Origin of the sequence: Chryseotalea sanaruensis (assembly GCF_003990915.1) — a bacterium.
GTDB lineage: Bacteria > Bacteroidota > Bacteroidia > Cytophagales > Cyclobacteriaceae > Chryseotalea > Chryseotalea sanaruensis.
Genome location: NZ_BHXQ01000006.1, coordinates 98,415 through 116,143 on the forward strand (window position 1 = coordinate 98,415; position 17,729 = coordinate 116,143).

Here is a 17,729-nt window from a genome sequence, read left to right on the forward strand (position 1 = left end):
AAAATTTATTATAATTCGTTAAGATCGACATGATCTTCATCTTCATCTATTTCTTCGTCTTCAGGAACTTCTGTTCCCTTTTTGCCCACCCAAACATCAATCACATCTCCGGCTCTCATTTTAGTTTGAGGAACAGGCGACTGCTTTAGAATAACGATGGGGCCATTGTTGACAGTATCACCAACAACAATTATTTCTCCTATGTGAAGGTTAGATCCAAAGATTGGAATTTTAGCATCCTCCAGGGTGTAACCAACTACATTCGGTGTCGGTATTTCATTGCTACCACCATCTTCAACTACCAGGTCAATAACAGAGCCTTTTGGTATACGTGTTCCGGGCTCAATTTTCTGGCCTTGATAACGCATTTCTTTGACAAGGTTTAGAAAAGGACCCCTCACTAATTGTATACGACCACGTTTTAGTTCGCTACCACGCATCACTGCTTCCGCATTAATCAGTGAGCCATCAATTAGGTTGGGAAGGGGTACACTTGGTGGAGTAACACGGTTTATAGTGATAAGAATATTTCTGTTCTCTTTAACCTTAACACCTGCTGCAGGATACTGCTTTAAAACAGTCAACGGTTCATAATCAGACGAATAAGATGAATCATTGATGGCATATCGCAAATTTCTGTCGAGCAGAAATTTTTCAAGCTCTGTAATGTTCATCCCTTGAATATCGGGCACAGTTATACTTTCACCGTGATTGGTAGAGGAGGGCAGGTAAGCATAGAAGTAGGAAATACCTATGGTAAAAAATATAAGTATTGCCACAATTATGCTGAGCACAAGTCCACCAATTGTTCCGGGTTTATATTTCTTAAAAGGATTTTGCATAGCTAAGATTAGAATTTTAATGCTGATGAAAAACTTCGCTCGATTCTCTTGCCTTTATCGTATCGATCCTGAGCAATGGTTAATAAAGTAGTGATGAGTTCACTGAAACCGATACCACGTTCCTTCCACATCATTGGAAACATACTGGAATTAGTAAAGCCCGGTATGGTATTAATTTCATTTACATACACTTTATTACCAGACAAGAATAAATCTACTCTGGCAAAGTCTTCGCATCGTAAAGCCTGAAAAGCTTTAACAGAAAGTGTTCTGATTTTTTCAGCAACTGCTTTGGTAAGCTTTGCGGGTACCTCAATGCGTACAGCTTCTGGATCTACGTACTTGGCATCGAAAGTATAGAACTCATATTTTTTGCTGATGACGATTTCACCTGGCATACTGGCTTGCGGAGGGTTGTTGCCTAGAATAGCACATTCAACTTCTCTGGCTTTTATAAATTCTTCAACAATGATTTCGTCATCATATTTGAAAGCATCATCAAGCGCTTTAACCAAGTCAGCAGGTTTTTTTACTTTGTTTACACCAACAGAAGAACCCAAGTTAGCAGCTTTTACCATGAAGGGTATACCTAACTTTTTCTTGATGTCGGCAAATTTTATCTGCTCCCTTTGTGTGAAGTGAAAAGTCATGTATTTCGCTACCGGTAATTTAGCAGACTCCAACACACGCTTTGCCACAATTTTATTCATAGAAAGTGACGAGCCCAATACCCCTGTGCCCACCATTGGCAGATCCAATGCTTTAATCATCCCTTGTATACTGCCATCTTCTCCGTCAGTACCATGAAGCACCGGGAATATAATGTCTACATTAAAGCGTTCTTCATTACCCGCAATTACAAAGCCTGGCTTTTGTGCATCTAGTAAAATGCTCAGGGCTTTTCCTTCTTCTATGTTTTTGCTTACACCTTTTGTAAGAAACCATTTCCCACTTTTACTGATCCCTATGGCTATGGCTTCGAATTTATCTTTATCGATAAACTCATAAATGTTTTTAGCGGAATTAATAGACACACCATGCTCTACCGAACGGCCGCCATACAGGATAACAACTTTCTTTTTTTCTGTCATAAAATCAAAGGGCTAAGATAAGCAATCATCTACCTTCTATAAACACTTTTTGGCTATAGTATTGGTTGTCTGCCTTAATATGCACGACATAAATACCGGTATTAACATCGCTAAGGGGGAATGTGTAGGTTTGATTTAGCGTATTGACTGCAATATTTTTTACCAGTGTTTTTCCGGTAATGTCATAAATTGAAAAAACAACGGTTTGTCTTTCTTCCACATTAAAAGTAAGGTTTAAGCCACCATTCTGGTCAGGGTAAATAGCTACCAATTCAGTAAGCGGAATTTTTGGTGACGCCTCTCCTGCATAGAGTTCTATATTGTCAAGATACAGGGGATCATCAAGGTAGGCCCTCGCAGTTATCGCTAACCTTACTGAGGGTTCATTGGCAAGGTTGTTCAGGTTGATCACTTGACTGTCCCAGTTATCCTCGCTAATTACACTGGTTGTATTGCTTGTTCCTTCAAAAATAAATGAAGTTAATGGTAGGTAATTAAGTCCGCAATCAGTGCTGTATAAAATGGATCCATTTACATCATTATTAGGGCTTGTGCGATGCGACCAGTCGAAGCGAAGATTTGCTTCGGTTAGATTGCTGAAATCCAGATTGGGACTAACTAACCATGCGGTAGATTGTTGGGTAAAGTCAAGCGACTGAAAAACTAATGACTGATTGTAAAATGTTGAAGTGAGGATCCAATTGTCACCATCTTCCGGATTTATAGCCGTCCATTTTTCATTAAAAAAGCCTTCAAATCTTTCGCGTGTTGGCATCTGATCAACGATGCCGTCAATGATAAATGACTTCGTTAATGTGTTATCATTTGGATTGCTGTCTTCTGCACCATTGGGTAAATTTAAAGTAACACTTAAATCGTAAGTTCCTTCACTTATCAATAAAGGAATGCTAATTTCTCCATAGTTGAATGGGGCAATAGGATCAAAAATTTGTTGTGTATTAGTAACAGTTCCGCCATTTAGTTGGTATGACAATTGAATAAAAGTTAGTGGATCGCTTCCTATATTCTGAAAGCGTATAGTCAGCACATTTTCAGTGGCACAGCTAACAGGCCAGGGTGATATAATGTCGAGTAAGGCTACGTTTTGCAAACCACCCGGAGGAAAGATTAATCCCAGCGATGAAAGCAATGACTTTCTACGCGGAACATTATCATCGTTAAGAATAATCTCCATGCGATCAACTTGGCCAGCGGTAAAAAGATTCATGCACACATCATTAGTATAGTCCATGAAGTTCTGAAACATTTTTGTGTTGGAGCAGGAAACCTGAGGATGTGTTGGACAACCGCTGGTATCGTTATTCTGCTTTGGTGTATCAGCTACATAATCGGTAGTGGTGTTACAATTGGAGTCATCACCCCAGATATGACGAAGACCAAAGTAGTGGCCTACTTCATGCGTTAGGGTTCTTCCTCTATTAAATCTTGAGAGCAGATTAAAGTTACCATCTTCAATACTACCAAAAGCATCATGTGCAATGGCCACACCATCGGTTGAAGCAATTTCATTTTGGTATTCTTCAAGTCCCTGTAAATCAGAGATAGGAAATTGCGCATAACCAACTACGTCATCTGTCATACGGCAAACCCAAATATTCAGATAATCTTCGGTAGGCCAAATGCTTTCTGATTTAAGTAAGACTTCTTCTTCAAAAATGTATCCGCTCTTTGATCCTTTCTTTCTGACTATTCCATTACTGGGTTGACCATCGGGTGATTGGCGAGCTAATACAAATTCTATATCAAGACCTCCAGCAAGAGGAAGAAATTCCGCTGGTGTCAGATTTGCATCATTGTTGAGTCTTTTAAAATCATCGTTTAATACTCTTATTTGAGAGAAGACTTGTTCATCAGGGATATTAGTGCCTATACCAACCGGTTCACCATTGTGAATGATATGTACAACAACCGGAATTTGATAGGGACCAGCGTGTGTTCGTTGTTTCCCGTTAGGTTGTAGGCGATTGATAGATTTGTCACGTATTGCTTTTTCAAAGATCTCCCTGCGCTCTTGCTTTTGTATCCGCTCAAAAAGCGCATTGGTCTGCTCTGTTGTGGCGCAACGTATTTGTGCCTGCAATTTACCCGATGGTAAAAATGCTGACCAAAGCAAGCATAATAATGAGATAGAAAAACAGCGTAAGTTCAACGACATCTAGCCTGGGTTTGCAGCATGTATCATCCAAAGATAAGAAGTGTAACCATATGGAGACTCATCAAAAGCACTAGTTTGCAGGAGCAATTGATTTTGTTATAAAAGTAGCTTTATGGTAAAAAATATAATGTCTTTTAGTTAAGTCTCTTTGGTCATACTCTCCTTTGTAGAGGACAGGAGGTGAGGCTACTTAACAAAACAGGTAAAAAAATACCGGAGAAAATCCGGTATGTTACTAAACGTGAAGTCTTATTGATTATTGTTCTATTAGCGGCTAATAGGCGTAAGATTAATTACCTCTATTTTTAAAATTTCGGGCACTGCCTTTTTAATAGCTTCTTCAACTCCCGCCTTGAAAGTCATGCTGCTCATCGGGCATGAACCACAAGCACCTACAAACTCAAGTTTTAGGGTGTTGTCGCTGGTGAGCTCGTGTATTTTTACGTTACCACCATCAGCCTCCAAATAAGGTCTTATGCCATCCAGGGATGCTTCAATTCTTTGCGTTAGTTCGACTGTATTCATTAAACCGTTATTTCAACTTTTTTTGTCTGTGTAAAATTAGCATTTCTTATGGCAATATGGCGTGCTAATGACTCGGCCAAATTGGTAAATGCAGTGGCCGTTATGCCATCCTTCATCACGGCAGGTAATCCGCTGTCACCGCTTTCCCGGATACTCTGTACTAAAGGTATCTGACCGAGGAACGGAACATCGAATTTTTCTGATAAGTTCAAGCCGCCATCCTTACCAAAGATGTAGTATTTATTATCAGGTAATTCCTCTGGTGTGAAAAATGCCATGTTTTCGACTACACCCAATACTGGTACGTTAATCTGAGGCTGCTTAAACATAGCAAGACCTTTTTGTGCATCGGCTAAGGCAACCTTTTGTGGAGTAGTAACAATGATCGCTCCGGTTACAGGCACTGTTTGCACCAGGGTTAAATGGATGTCGCTGGTTCCCGGAGGTAAATCTATAAATAGGTAATCAAGGTCTCCCCACTCAGCATCTGTAATAAATTGTTTTAGAGCCGAGCTGGCCATAGGCCCGCGCCAGATTACTGCGCTTTCAGGTGGCGTAAGAAAACCGATTGACAAAAGTTTTACACCGTATTGTTCAATAGGTACAATAATATTTTTACCGTTAACCTGTTTTACAGTTGGCTGCTCATGTTCGCAGTTAAACATTACTGGAATAGAGGGGCCATAAATATCAGCATCGATAAGGCCAACTTTAGCGCCTGCTTTTGCTAAGGCCACCGCGAGGTTCGAGGTAACCGTTGACTTACCCACACCACCTTTTCCAGAGGCGACTGCAATAATATTTTTAACCCCAGGCAGCAGTGGAGCGTTATCGCGTAAGGAGGTAACTGAAGAGGTCATGAAAATATCGATCTCTACCGCTTTTCCCACTACTTTTTCAACAGCGTCACGACAGTCTTTTTCAATTTTGCCTTTTAGGGGACAGGCAGGGGTGGTAAGCACCACCGTAAAGGCAACTTTATTGGCACTTATCTTAATATCCTTGATCATGCCGAGGCTTACCAGATCGCGTTTAATATCAGGATCGTTAACGGTAGACAGGGCGTTGCTTATATCTGCTTCAGTAAAATTCATGCTGCAAATTAGGGGTGGAAAATGGAAATTAGAAGTTAGGAGTGAGAATATATATTAGAAGATAGAATACAGAATATAGAAGTTAGAAGCTGTAGGTTTGAGGCACAACACTAGTAGCTTGTGGCGTGTAGCATGAAGCTAAGGGCTTTAAAGCCTAATCACTACAGCTTTCAATAAGAATTCTAAAAATCCAACCTCCAGTCTCCCACCGCTAGCCTCCAATAGGTATCTTAGCCGCTCAATTCATGATTACCCGCGAAACTATAGATGATATCAAAAACCGCATGGACATTGTCGATGTCATCAGCGATTTTATTACCCTGAAGCGGTCTGGTCAGAATTATAAGGCACTCAGCCCTTTTAACAACGAAAAGACGCCTTCGTTCTACGTTGTGCCCGCAAAAGGCATTTTTAAGGACTTTAGCAGTGGAAAAGGTGGGGATGCCATCACTTTTGTGATGGAACACGAGGGCATGAGCTATACCGAAGCCCTGCGTTATTTGGCTAAAAAGTACGGTATTGAGCTGAAAGAAACGGTAGCCGCCCAGGAAGAATTGGAGGCACTTAGCGCCCGCGACAGTCTCTATATTGTCATGAACTTTGCAAAAGAGCACTTTAAAGGCCTTTTAAAAGAGCATGAGGAGGGAAAAAGCATAGGATTAAGCTATTTTCATGAACGCGGTTTTAACGACCGCACCATAGAAAAATTCGAACTAGGCTATGCCCTGAACGAATGGCACAACTTGGAGGAAACCGCCCTCGCAAAAGGCTATAGTGCCGAAGTGTTGGAGAAGTCAGGCCTGGTTATTTTCAAGGAAGATCAAAAGCACTATGATCGCTTTCGCGGAAGGGTGATTTTTCCTGTGCATAATCTGGCGGGTAAAATTATCGCTTTTGGTGCCCGTATTTTAACCAAAGAGAAAGACCAGCCGAAGTACATCAACTCACCGGAAACGGAAATCTACCATAAGAGCAATGTGCTATATGGTATGTACCAGGCTAAGAATGCCATTCGTAAAGAAGATTTTTGCTTTTTAGTTGAAGGCTATACCGATGTGATTTCCATGCATCAGGCCGGGATTGAAAATGCTGTGGCATCATCTGGTACTGCGTTAACAGAAGAGCAGATCAAACTCATTCGCAGGTTTACTGAAAATATCACCGTTTTATTTGATGGAGATGCTGCCGGTATTAAAGCAGCATTGCGTGGTATCGATTTAGTGCTAAAGGGTGGATTGAATGTGCGCGTTTTATTATTGCCCGATGGCGATGACCCAGATAGTTTTTCGAAGAAGCGGAGCAGCACAGAACTGAAAACTTATTTTCAGGAGAACACCAAAGACTTTATTTCTTTTAAGATCGATTTATATGCAGCAGATGCTTCGAGGGATCCGATTAAAAAAGCAGAAGCCATTCGCGAGATCATCACCAGTATTTCGGTTATACCTGATCCGATTAAACGTTCGGTTTATATACAGGAAACCAGTTCTTTATTAAAAATACAAGAGAGTGTTTTACTGACCGAACTCAATAAAATACTAATTGGCGAACGCAAAAAGCAGCAGGAAAAAGTTAAGGATGAACCTGAAGTTGCACCAGATTTTAGTGAAGAATTTCAGGAGAACACCAAACTGGATACTGGAGGAATGGTGCAAATGCAGGAGCGTGAAACCATACGCCTGCTCTTAAATTATGCAGAAAGTGCAGTGGAGGAACAAAAGCTCATTCATTATTTGTTACATGAAATGGATGAGGTGGTGTTTACCAATCCTGTGTTTGGAGAAATTTTTCAAACTTTTAAAACCTTATCCAACGAGGGTAAAGCTGTAGATGAATTTTACTTTTTAGAAAACGGTTCTACGGAAGTGAAAAAGATTGTAGCGGATTTGATGACCTCGCGTTATCATACTAGTCCGCACTGGAGTGAAAAGTACCACATTTTTTTCCCACACGAAAAGGAGGTAATAGGTGATGTAGCGTACAGTAATGTGTTGCGTTTTAAATTCAGGGCAGTGCAGAAATTGATGGAAGATAATTTGCAGAAAATTAAGTTGGCGACCAGCGATGCAGACCTGGATAAATTTTTAACCATTCATGAGCAACTAAAAAATGCTGAGCGTGAGATTGCAGAGACTTTAGGAATTGTAATAGCCAAGTAAAAAGATAATTTCAAATTTCAAATTTTGAATTTGAAATTAAATAGGGACAATCCGTCAGACCGCTGAATTCGAAAGTAAACAGCGGTCAGACGGATTTGAATAACCAAAAGTAAGAGAAAAGAAAAGGCCGAAAAACTTCGGTAAATATTTTAAAATATGAGCGAGATAAAATTAAACACGATTGAAGAGGCTCTTGAAGATATCAAGAATGGTAAAGTGATTATTGTAGTGGATGATGAGGATCGTGAGAATGAAGGTGACTTTATTTGTGCAGCGGAAGCCATAACCCCTGAGATTGTCAACTTCATGGCCAGACATGGAAGAGGATTGATTTGCTGCTCGTTAATTGAAGACCGCTGCGAAGAGCTTGGTTTAGAGATGATGGTAGGCAAAAACACGGCTGCCTACGAAACTAACTTTACCGTTTCTGTTGATTTGATCGGTCATGGTTGCACAACAGGTATCTCTGCCCACGATCGTTTTAAAACCATCAGAGCCCTCGTTGATCCTGCCACTGATCCGGCAGAGCTAGGTAAGCCAGGCCACATCTTCCCACTTAAAGCAAAACGTGGTGGTGTTTTGCGCAGAGCAGGACATACGGAAGCATCGATGGACTTTGCCAGACTTGCGGGTTTTAAACCTGCAGGTGTATTGGTTGAAATATTAAAGGAAGATGGTAGCATGGCGCGCCTTACGGATTTAGTGCATGTAGCCAAGGAGTTCAACATGAAGCTCGTATCAATCAAAGATCTGATTGAGTACAGACTGAAAAAGGAATCACTGATAGAAAGACAAGTAGATGTGAACATGCCTACTGCTTATGGTGATTTTAAATTAGTGGCCTACAAACAACTCAATACCAGCGACACACATATGGCGCTGGTGAAAGGTGAGTGGGACAAAGATGAACCTGTATTAGTACGTGTTCACTCATCATGTGTTACCGGTGATATTTTTGGATCATGCCGTTGCGATTGTGGCCCTCAGTTACACCGTGCGATGGAATTAGTTAATAAAGAGGGTAAAGGCGTTGTGCTTTACATGAATCAGGAAGGAAGAGGTATTGGTCTGTTGAATAAACTCAGGGCATACAAATTGCAGGAAGAAGGACTGGATACAGTGGAGGCTAATATTCAATTAGGCTTTGACATGGATGAGCGCGATTACGGAGTTGGTGCGCAAATCTTAAGAGATTTGAATATTACGAAAATCAAACTGATTACAAATAATCCTAAAAAGCGTGTGGGCCTTATGGGTTACGGATTGGAGATTGTTGATAATGTTTCAATTGAAATTTCGCCTAATCCGCATAATGAAAAATATTTGACAACAAAGCGCGATAAATTAGGTCACACTATTTTAGGAAAAATAGTGAAGTAAGATATTGGTTTTTGTTTGTGTGTCGTTAAAAGCGCAGATTACCTACACGAAAGACAGAACTTAGTGGTAGTGTGAATCGTTATATGTATTGAGCCTTAGTCGAAAATTCTAACTTGAGAAACGTAAATTTGAAAAATCACAAATGATTAAAGCTATGGGACTAGTTAGAGAGCCGGAAGGCGTTGATTTTGTGATTAAGAGTAGACCCTTAACAAAAAAGGAAGAGGAACTTTTGAGTAAATTTATTCAAGAGCATAAAACGAAGCGGAAAAAGAAACTTGCAGCAAAGAAAACTTCTTCAAAGCGGACAACTTCTGTAAGAAAGAAAGCTACTACAAAAAAAGAAGGCTGATAAGCCATTGTATAAAAACTTGGGATAAGATGAGATCTATTCTTTCAAGCATAATTATTTTTTTCAGCTTTGTCATGCAGGCAAATGCACAAGAGTGGGCATTTGAGCTTTGGCATGAAGGAAAAATTGTGCTCGAATCGGGCGATACCTTAAGAGGACAGATCAAATACGATTTACAACAAGACTTACTTCAATACAAGCAAGGCCAGTCGATTGCGCAAGCACTAACGGCACGTAAAGTTTTGTATTTCGAAATTTTCGATAACACCATTCGTAAGTACCGCCAGTTCTTCTCACTTCCGTATGCTACCAACACAGATTATAAAGCACCGGTATTTTTTGAGTTATTGGCTGAGGGTGATTTGACTTTACTATGTCGCGAAGCCTTAGAATACAGAACCTACAGTAGTCCTTATATGGTAGGCTCTTATACCCGTTTGGTTTTGGTAAATAATTATTTTCTCTTGAAAGAAAATGGCAGTATTGATCCGCTGGAAGTGAAAAAGTCCGATTTACTTAATCTGATGGGAAGGAAGTCGGACAAGGTGGAGGATTACATGAAAGACAATCGTTTAAAAGTAGATGATAAATATGATCTCGTACAGATTATAAAATTCTACAATAACTTATAATTAAATTATTCAATAAGCACTTATGAAATGCCCATTCTTAAAGCTCACCTACACGGATGATAATTAAGCTTGGACATTCCATCTGACTAAATCTAAAAATTATTAAAAAATGAAAAGACCTTTGATATTGGTTTCTAATGACGATGGTATTACTTCTAAGGGTATCCTTACTTTGGTTAATGTAATGAAAACTATTGGTGAGGTTATCGTAGTAGCGCCAGATAGCCCGCAATCAGGAATGGGCCATGCCATTACAGTAGGAGAGACCTTGCGTTTGGAAGAGTCGACCATATTTGAAGGTGTTAAAGCATACCAGTGTTCAGGCACCCCGGCTGATTGCGTAAAAATGGCAAGGCATTATGTGCTGCGCGATCTTCGTGAGCCTGACTTGGTGGTGAGTGGCGTAAATCACGGCAGCAATACTTCGATCAGTGTTTTGTACTCAGGTACTATGTCAGCTGCTATTGAAGGAGCAATTGAAGGAACACCTGCTATAGGTTTTTCACTATGTGATTTTGGTCATGATGCTGACTTTAGTCACACAGAAGAGTACATCAAAAAGATTACTTTACAAGTTTTAGAGAAGGGTTTACCCAAAGGCGTTGCGCTTAATGTTAACTTCCCCCCTAAGCGCAATGAGTCCCTTAAAGGCATCCGTATTTGCAGACAAGCCAATGCCAAGTGGATAGAGGAGTTTGATGAACGCAAAGACCCGAATGGCAGACGTTACTTCTGGATGGCAGGCAACTTTGTGAATTTTGATAAGGGTGAAGACAATGATGAATGGGCCATTGCTAATAATTATATCTCTGTAGTGCCTTGTCAGTTTGATTTAACAGCACATGCATCTATTGCTGTTTTAAACGAAGCCTGGAGTATACTTTAATTTTTCTGCTTTTCTGAAATTACAATATTCAAAATAAGGGTGATCCGTCAGATCGCTGAATTCTAAAGTATGCAGCGGTCATACGGATTTTAGGTAACGAAACGATTACTACTTTAATTTTATACTAAATCGGATCAACGTCAATAATAAAGCGTACAGCGCGAAACTCTTTCACTTTATTTAGGCGATCGATTTCACTTTGTATGCTTTTTTTGATTTGAGCCAGTTGCTGATTACCTCTGGCCACTTTAACCAGAATACTCATTAAGTATTGATTTCGTATTTTAGAAATCATCGGTTCACCAGGCCCTAATACTTGAATGTCTGTAATTGTACCGCGAATACTTTCAGCGAGTTCGCTGGATGCTTGTCTGCATATTTTTTTATCAATATGCTTAACTGTAAGTTCGATTAACCGGGAGTACGGAGGATATATGTGCTGATGTCGCTCATTCAGTTCAGCGCGGTAAAAACCAAGGTAATCATGGTTGAGAATATAATTAAGTACAGGATGTTCAGCCTGAGAAGTTTGAATAATCACCTCACCGGTCTTCTTTCTTCTGCCTGCGCGTCCGCTAACTTGTGTGATGAGTTGAAAAGCTCTTTCATAAGACCGGAAATCAGGAAAGTGTAGCATGCGATCAGCATTGAAGATGCCCACCAGACTTACATTGTCGAAATCCAACCCTTTGGTAAGCATTTGTGTGCCTACCAGAATGTTGGTTTCTCCTTTCTCGAATTGCTCAATTATATTTTCGTAACTGCTTTTAGATCTTGTGGTGTCCAGGTCCATACGTTGCACAGTGGAATCTGGAAAGTGAAGGTTGAGTTCCTCTTCCAGTTTTTCGGTTCCATAGCCTATGGTTTTTATGCGCTTGGAGGTACAGGTTGGACATTGATCTGGCATTGATTCTTTATAACCGCAATAGTGACAAATGAGTGCATGCCTGTATTGGTGATAGGTAAGACTAACGGCACAGTTAACACATTTTGGTATCCAATGACAATCTTCACAACTGATACTTGGTGAATAACCTCTTCTGTTTTGGAAAATGATGACTTGTTCTTTGGCAGCTAAGGCTTCTTCCATTTTCCTGATCAGTAAACCAGAAAATTCACCTTTATTGGTTTTACGCTGTTGCTCTTCCTGCAGATTGCTAATAATAATGGTCGGCAATTGTGCTTCAGCATAACGCTTATCCAGCCTTACTAACGCATACTTGTTTTGTTCTGTTTGAAAATACGTTTCGATACCGGGGGTGGCAGAACCCAGCAATACTTTAGCATGGTGGAGTTGTGCTAAGTAAATAGCGCTGTCGCGTGCATGATAACGCGGTGCAGGCTCATGTTGTTTATACGAAGAGTCATGTTCCTCGTCTATGATGACAAGTCCAAGGTTTTCGAAAGGAAGAAAAATTGAGGAGCGAACACCTACTACAAATTTAAAAGTGCCATTAAGAATGTTCTTCCAGACTTCAACCCTTTCATTATCCGTAAAGCGTGAATGGTAAATACCCATAACACCACCAAACACTTTTTTGAGTCGTTGAACAATCTGAGTGGTTAAGGCAATTTCGGGAAGTAATAAGAGTACTTGCGATCCATCGGCTAATGCTTTCTGCACCAGATTGATATAGATTTCAGTTTTACCACTTCCGGTAATACCATGCAACAATACAGTGCTTTGTTTCTCAAAAGCAGTGAGTATACTTTGCTCAGCCTGTAATTGTTCTTCACTTAATACAATTTCTTGCTTTTCGTTTGTAGTTGTAGAGTCGAATCTGGAAATGTGAATTTCAAATTCTTCAAGAATATTGTTTTTGATCAGCGTTGAGAGGGACGACTCGGACAGATCAGTTTGCAAGAGTGTAGCACGACTGATGCCCTGCTTGTTTAGTGTTTTATCCTGAAGAATAGGAACTTCTTGCAAATAGCGTAATAGAACTTCTTCTTGTTTTGGTTTATTGCCTAACAATTCAAATAATCCTTCAAGTTGTTTATTATTCACATAAGCTTCGCTTAATCTGATGCGCCTTTCTGTTTTTGGTTTGTATTTATCTTTGATCTCTTCAAAAACAATAATGGCTTCCTTTTTAGTAAGCGATTTTAGAATGCCGTGCACCTGCTTAATGCCGAGCATCTTTGAAATATCTGTATAAGTAAGAGGCTCTTGTGCTAAACGTTTTAAAAGTATTTCTTCCTTCTGTGTAAACTCAAAATTGCTTTCATTCCAATCAAAGCCCGGATGTAGTTGCACCATGCTTTCGCTGGATAACTTTAAGCCAGCAGGTAAAGCTGCATTGAGTACTTCACCAGGTGTGCAGCAATAGTAATCAGCAATCCATTGAAAAAAGCGAAACTGAATATCCGAAACAACCCGCTCTTCATCGAGCAACTCTAAAATATACTTTGCCTCGTAATCCTTCGGTGGATTTGAGTGTAAGTGTGTAATAACCCCTGTTACAACTTTACGCTCACCAAAGGGAACAATGGCACGCTGTCCAATTTTGATATAATCGTTGTAATCCTGCGGCACGCGATAAGTGAACAACTTCGGAATGGGAACCGGAAGTAAAAGTTCTGCAAATAGCGTGTTCGTGGATTCAAAAAGCGACACAGTAGCTGGTCTAACGTTTTAAAAGAAATTTTGCAGGTATTTCAAATCTTGCTCTCCAGTCTGCTTCATGGTGTTCAGCGCCTTCAAATTTTCTTGTTATCCAATGTTCTTTCGGATAACCACGTTCCGCCATAATCTGGTCTACTACCTTTTGATGTTTTTCATAATAGGCATCTAAACCACTAGTGCCATAATCAAAATAGATGTAGGTGTGGTTAAATTTAGGCAGATGTTCTTTCACATATTTTTCAAGCACCATAGGCACTTCTTTTTGTTTAAGGTCAAGTGTGCCTAACCAATGTGTTGACAAACATGCTACCTTGCTGAATACATTTGGATATTCTAATACGGCATACAAGGAAATCAAACCACCCATGCTGGAGCCAGCCATGTAGGTATGATCGCGATCAGGTTTTGTATGAAAAGTTTTATCGATATAGGGTTTGAGTTCAGTGACTATAAATTTCAGGTATTCGTCTGATAAAGGTTCGCCTGAAATTTTTGTAAATTCTTTCTTAGCTTCATCAGATAGAAATGGAAAAGCTTTAGCAGGAAAATATTCTGCAAAACGTTTCCCTGTGTTCCAAATGCCAACAACAATGCACTCTTGTATATCTTTTTTGTGCATTAATCCATGCAGCGTTTCGTCAACACCCCATTCTTGTCCGTTAAAAGAAGTGGAAGCTTGAAATAGATTTTGACCGTCATGCATATATAAAACGGGATATTTCTTTTTAGGATCAACTCCATATCCATCAGGTAACCAGATCTCTACATGACGTGTGCTCACATGTGTGGATTTGAAATCTTCAATTCGTTCCAAACGGCCATGGCTCACTTGTGCAAAACCGGAAAAACTAATCAGTAAAAGTAGGGCTATGCTTTTCATTTGATTTGTTGTAAAGTTTCTTCAATGGTGCTCACTGGCAATTTACAGGTCTTATTAAAACAAACATATACTTTTAAATCACTTTCTTCACTGGTTTTCCCCTTAGCAAGGGATAGCGTGCCATTTTCGTTAGCCTTTATGAGGAGTGCAAAGGGAAGGAATTCAGCTTGCAGCTTATGTACTTTTTCATGAAGAATTTTTCCACTCAACACCACCTCTGCGCGAGAATGATATAATTCCATGGCTGCCATACCCCAGTTGGCAGTGTAGTTTAATTCACTGCGAAGTACATGCGCCAGTGATTTAATCATTTGCTCGGCTATGCTTATCCATTTTTCATTTTCAAACAACTGCCCAAGCAAAATGAGGTTTCGCGCCATCATTGAATTAGATGAAGAAATTACATTGTCAAATACTTCTTTTTTACGCGCTATCAAATTTTGTTTAGAAGAATAATAAAAGAAACCATCAGTATCATCATAAAATTTATCTAGTGCGGATGCTGTTAAAGATTTTGCTTTTATAAGGAAAGATTCATCTAACGTAACCTGATGCATGGCTACGTAGGCGGCTATCAAAGTGGCATAATCATCGAGGAAGGCTTCAGTAGTAGAAATTTTATCTTTATATGAACGAAAGAGTACGTTGTCTTTTAACAGCTTCTTTTCAATAAAGTCGATAACACCCTTTGCCGCGTTTAAATATTTTTCTTCCTGTAGATAACGGTAAGCATCAGTAAGCCCAATAATAGTAAGCGCATTCCAACTACTAAGAATTTTGCCATCTAAACCGGGTTTTGTTCTTCTATCGCGGATGGTAAGTAACTCGCTTTTTATTTTGTTCAGTAAGTCATTATCTAGTTGACTATCGGTCTTTCGCTTTAAAATGTTGTTACCGTGCTCCCAATTTCCATCTGCTGTACATTCGAAGTGATTGCAGGCCGCTTGGTAGTTTTCTTTCAAAACATTTTTTAATTCGGCATCAGTCCAAACATAAAATTTGCCTTCTTCTCCTTCGCTATCAGCATCCAGCGCAGCGTAATATGCACCTTCCGTATCCTTCATTTCTCTTTCTAACCAATCGAAAGTTTCTTGCACTGCTCGTTTGTACTCATTGTCTTTTGTGAGAGCATATGCCTCAGCATACAGACTTAACAATTGTGCGTTGTCGTAAAGCATTTTTTCGAAGTGTGGTGCAAACCACTCCCTGTCTACTGAATAGCGTGCAAAGCCACCACCTACCTGGTCGTAAATGCCACCATACAAAATGCGCTTAAGGGTAAGGTTGACGTGTTCGAGTGCTTCTTTGTTTTTAGAGATGTTGTAGTAACGCAGCATCCATTGCCAAACCGAAGGCATGATAAATTTAGGTGCCTTGTCAATACCACCCCAGGTTTTATCAAACTTTGGTGCAGTGGCCTGAAAGGCTTGTTCAATTTCTTGTTTCAGGTCATTGATGGAATTGTTTTGCTTGAATCTTTCAATGTCGTTGCTGTTCAGAACGTTTCGCAGTTCTTCAGCAGAAGCCAGTACTTGCTCGCGTTTGTCGTTGTATGCTTTATTAATGTTAATTAAGACTTGCGCCCAGGCTTTGGGCGAAAAGTATGTGCCACCAAAAAAAGGCTTTTGGTCAGGGGTTAAAAAAACATTCAGAGGCCAGCCCCCATTGGCACCCAAGGCTTGCACAGCTTCCATATAAACCTGATCAATATCTGGTCTTTCTTCCCTGTCAACTTTTATGCAAACGAAGAATTCATTCATAAGCGCAGCGATATCTTCGTTTTCGAACGACTGCTTTTCCATTACATGACACCAGTGGCAGGAAGAGTAACCGATGCTGACAAGGATAGGCTTATTTTCTTGCTGAGCTTTTGTGAGTGCCTCTTCATTCCATTCAAACCAATCCACAGGATTTAGTGCATGTTGTAAAAGGTAAGGGGATGTGGCTTTTATAAGACGGTTGGGCTTCATTCTTCAATTAAAGATTTCAAGTTCAGGATTTCAAAGCGAAGTAATCTGCGATTGGATAAACAACAGTTCTTCTTCAACATTCACAACATTTTTTAGTTCACTTACTTTTGTATAAAGTGATTTTAAAAATAGCTGGTGTGCTGTGGAGGATGGGTGAAAGGGTTTGTGTGCTAGTGCTGCTTTAATTTCTTTCCATTTTTTAATGAAAGCAATAGTATCTGTCTCAAAATAAGTTCGTGCAAATTTCTCCCAGATATAGTCCTCTGCTTCAATTGTTGGATGCAACATATCACTTTTATAAAAGCGATAGTCACGCAAATCATCCATCATGATTTCATATGCTGGAAAGTAATCGACATCAGTATATCGCTGGCTAATATGATAGCAACTAGTGCGTAATATCGCTTTACTCACGGCATTAAGTTCTAACGTATCTTTAATATGTCTTACCGGACTTAATGTTAGAATGATGCGTAGATCTGGTCTTATTTTTTTGAGCACCTGATACAGACCGTCAAAGCTATTCTCAATTTCTTTTTGTTTAAGTAATTGTTTATTGAATAATGATGATGCTTGCTTATGACAGTTGTTTACAATATTAATATTACCTTCTTTTTTTCTTTGATATACCCAGGCAGTGCCATAGGTAATTAGCAATACATCGCAAACTTTTAAATCTGCCTGCACTTTATTCATGCTAACATCAATTTTTTGCTGTAGCTCAGCTTTACTTAACGCACTGAAGGAGGAATGTAAATGATAATTTAGGTGTACATCTTGAAGCTGTACGTAAGCATCATTGGGTAGATTTTTATCCGTAAGTGCGTACACCAATAAATTATGAATCGATATTGGGTTGTAAGTAGTGCCAAATGGATTTACACTCACTTTAAATTTCGCTCCATGTAGGCGATTCCCAATGGCTTCAGCAAAGCATGACCCAATGGTTAGCAATGGATGTGTAATTGCTATTTTATGCTGACTTGGATGCGTAATAAGTTCAGTGCGGAACATTACGAAAGATAGATATTTTTAGCCTCACAGGGTAAGACGAGGAATGGAGAGGCGAAAACAAAAAAGGCCAACCATTGCTGGTCAGCCTTTTCATATTTGTTC

Annotated in this window: 14 protein-coding genes; 5 read left to right on the forward strand and 9 right to left on the reverse strand. The window is 39.7% G+C overall.

Annotated elements, in window-relative coordinates; genetic code table 11:
• Window positions 1–8 precede the first annotated feature (8 nt).
• The 5 genes from SanaruYs_RS16085 to SanaruYs_RS16105 all read right to left on the reverse strand — a co-directional run bounded on the left by SanaruYs_RS16085 (window position 9) and on the right by SanaruYs_RS16105 (window position 5,728).
• Window positions 9–842, reverse strand: coding sequence for a PASTA domain-containing protein (locus tag SanaruYs_RS16085; protein ID WP_127123619.1), 834 nt, complete (start codon window positions 840–842; stop codon window positions 9–11).
• 8 nt (window positions 843–850) lie between these two features.
• Entirely contained in the window at window positions 851–1,933 is a 1,083-nt protein-coding gene (locus tag SanaruYs_RS16090) for a D-alanine--D-alanine ligase family protein (protein WP_127123620.1), read from the reverse strand.
• A gap of 25 nt (window positions 1,934–1,958) precedes the next feature.
• Window positions 1,959–4,109 (reverse strand): M43 family zinc metalloprotease, encoded by a 2,151-nt coding sequence (locus SanaruYs_RS16095; RefSeq protein ID WP_127123621.1) that lies wholly within the window; start codon window positions 4,107–4,109, stop codon window positions 1,959–1,961.
• A gap of 267 nt (window positions 4,110–4,376) precedes the next feature.
• On the reverse strand, window positions 4,377–4,634 hold the full coding sequence (locus SanaruYs_RS16100; RefSeq protein WP_127123622.1) for a NifU family protein: 258 nt from the start codon (window positions 4,632–4,634) through the stop codon (window positions 4,377–4,379).
• Entirely contained in the window at window positions 4,634–5,728 is a 1,095-nt protein-coding gene (locus SanaruYs_RS16105; protein WP_127123623.1) for an Mrp/NBP35 family ATP-binding protein, read from the reverse strand. The genes SanaruYs_RS16100 and SanaruYs_RS16105 overlap by 1 nt, the downstream gene beginning before the upstream one ends.
• Window positions 5,729–5,973: 245 nt before the next feature.
• Here SanaruYs_RS16105 and dnaG point away from each other — a divergent pair, with 245 nt between their 5' ends.
• The 5 genes from dnaG (at window position 5,974) to surE (ending at window position 11,137) form a co-directional block, all read left to right on the forward strand.
• Window positions 5,974–7,887: a DNA primase gene (gene dnaG, locus SanaruYs_RS16110; protein WP_127123624.1), complete on the forward strand. Its 1,914-nt coding sequence runs from the start codon at window positions 5,974–5,976 to the stop codon at window positions 7,885–7,887.
• Between the two features lie 156 nt (window positions 7,888–8,043).
• Entirely contained in the window at window positions 8,044–9,267 is a 1,224-nt protein-coding gene (locus SanaruYs_RS16115; RefSeq protein ID WP_127123625.1) for a bifunctional 3,4-dihydroxy-2-butanone-4-phosphate synthase/GTP cyclohydrolase II, read from the forward strand.
• A 142-nt stretch (window positions 9,268–9,409) separates the two neighbouring features.
• On the forward strand, window positions 9,410–9,619 hold the full coding sequence (locus SanaruYs_RS16120; protein ID WP_246011926.1) for a hypothetical protein: 210 nt from the start codon (window positions 9,410–9,412) through the stop codon (window positions 9,617–9,619).
• Between the two features lie 29 nt (window positions 9,620–9,648).
• Entirely contained in the window at window positions 9,649–10,251 is a 603-nt protein-coding gene (locus tag SanaruYs_RS16125; RefSeq protein ID WP_127123626.1) for a hypothetical protein, read from the forward strand.
• A gap of 109 nt (window positions 10,252–10,360) precedes the next feature.
• Window positions 10,361–11,137 (forward strand): 5'/3'-nucleotidase SurE, encoded by a 777-nt coding sequence (gene surE, locus SanaruYs_RS16130; protein WP_127123627.1) that lies wholly within the window; start codon window positions 10,361–10,363, stop codon window positions 11,135–11,137.
• Window positions 11,138–11,261: 124 nt separating this feature from the next.
• On the opposite strand, the gene priA is transcribed toward surE, so the two are convergent.
• The 4 genes from priA to SanaruYs_RS16150 are packed head-to-tail and all read right to left on the reverse strand — an operon-like array spanning window position 11,262 to window position 17,627.
• A complete protein-coding gene (gene priA, locus SanaruYs_RS16135) occupies window positions 11,262–13,754 on the reverse strand; it encodes a replication restart helicase PriA (RefSeq protein ID WP_127123628.1) in 2,493 nt (830 codons plus the stop codon).
• A 10-nt stretch (window positions 13,755–13,764) separates the two neighbouring features.
• Window positions 13,765–14,643, reverse strand: a complete 879-nt coding sequence (locus SanaruYs_RS16140) for an alpha/beta hydrolase (protein ID WP_127123629.1) — start codon at window positions 14,641–14,643, stop codon at window positions 13,765–13,767.
• On the reverse strand, window positions 14,640–16,613 hold the full coding sequence (locus SanaruYs_RS16145; RefSeq protein ID WP_127123630.1) for a thioredoxin domain-containing protein: 1,974 nt from the start codon (window positions 16,611–16,613) through the stop codon (window positions 14,640–14,642). Before SanaruYs_RS16145 ends, SanaruYs_RS16140 begins: the two co-directional genes overlap by 4 nt.
• Window positions 16,614–16,643: 30 nt before the next feature.
• Entirely contained in the window at window positions 16,644–17,627 is a 984-nt protein-coding gene (locus SanaruYs_RS16150) for a GSCFA domain-containing protein (protein ID WP_127123631.1), read from the reverse strand.
• Window positions 17,628–17,729: the final 102 nt, after the last annotated feature.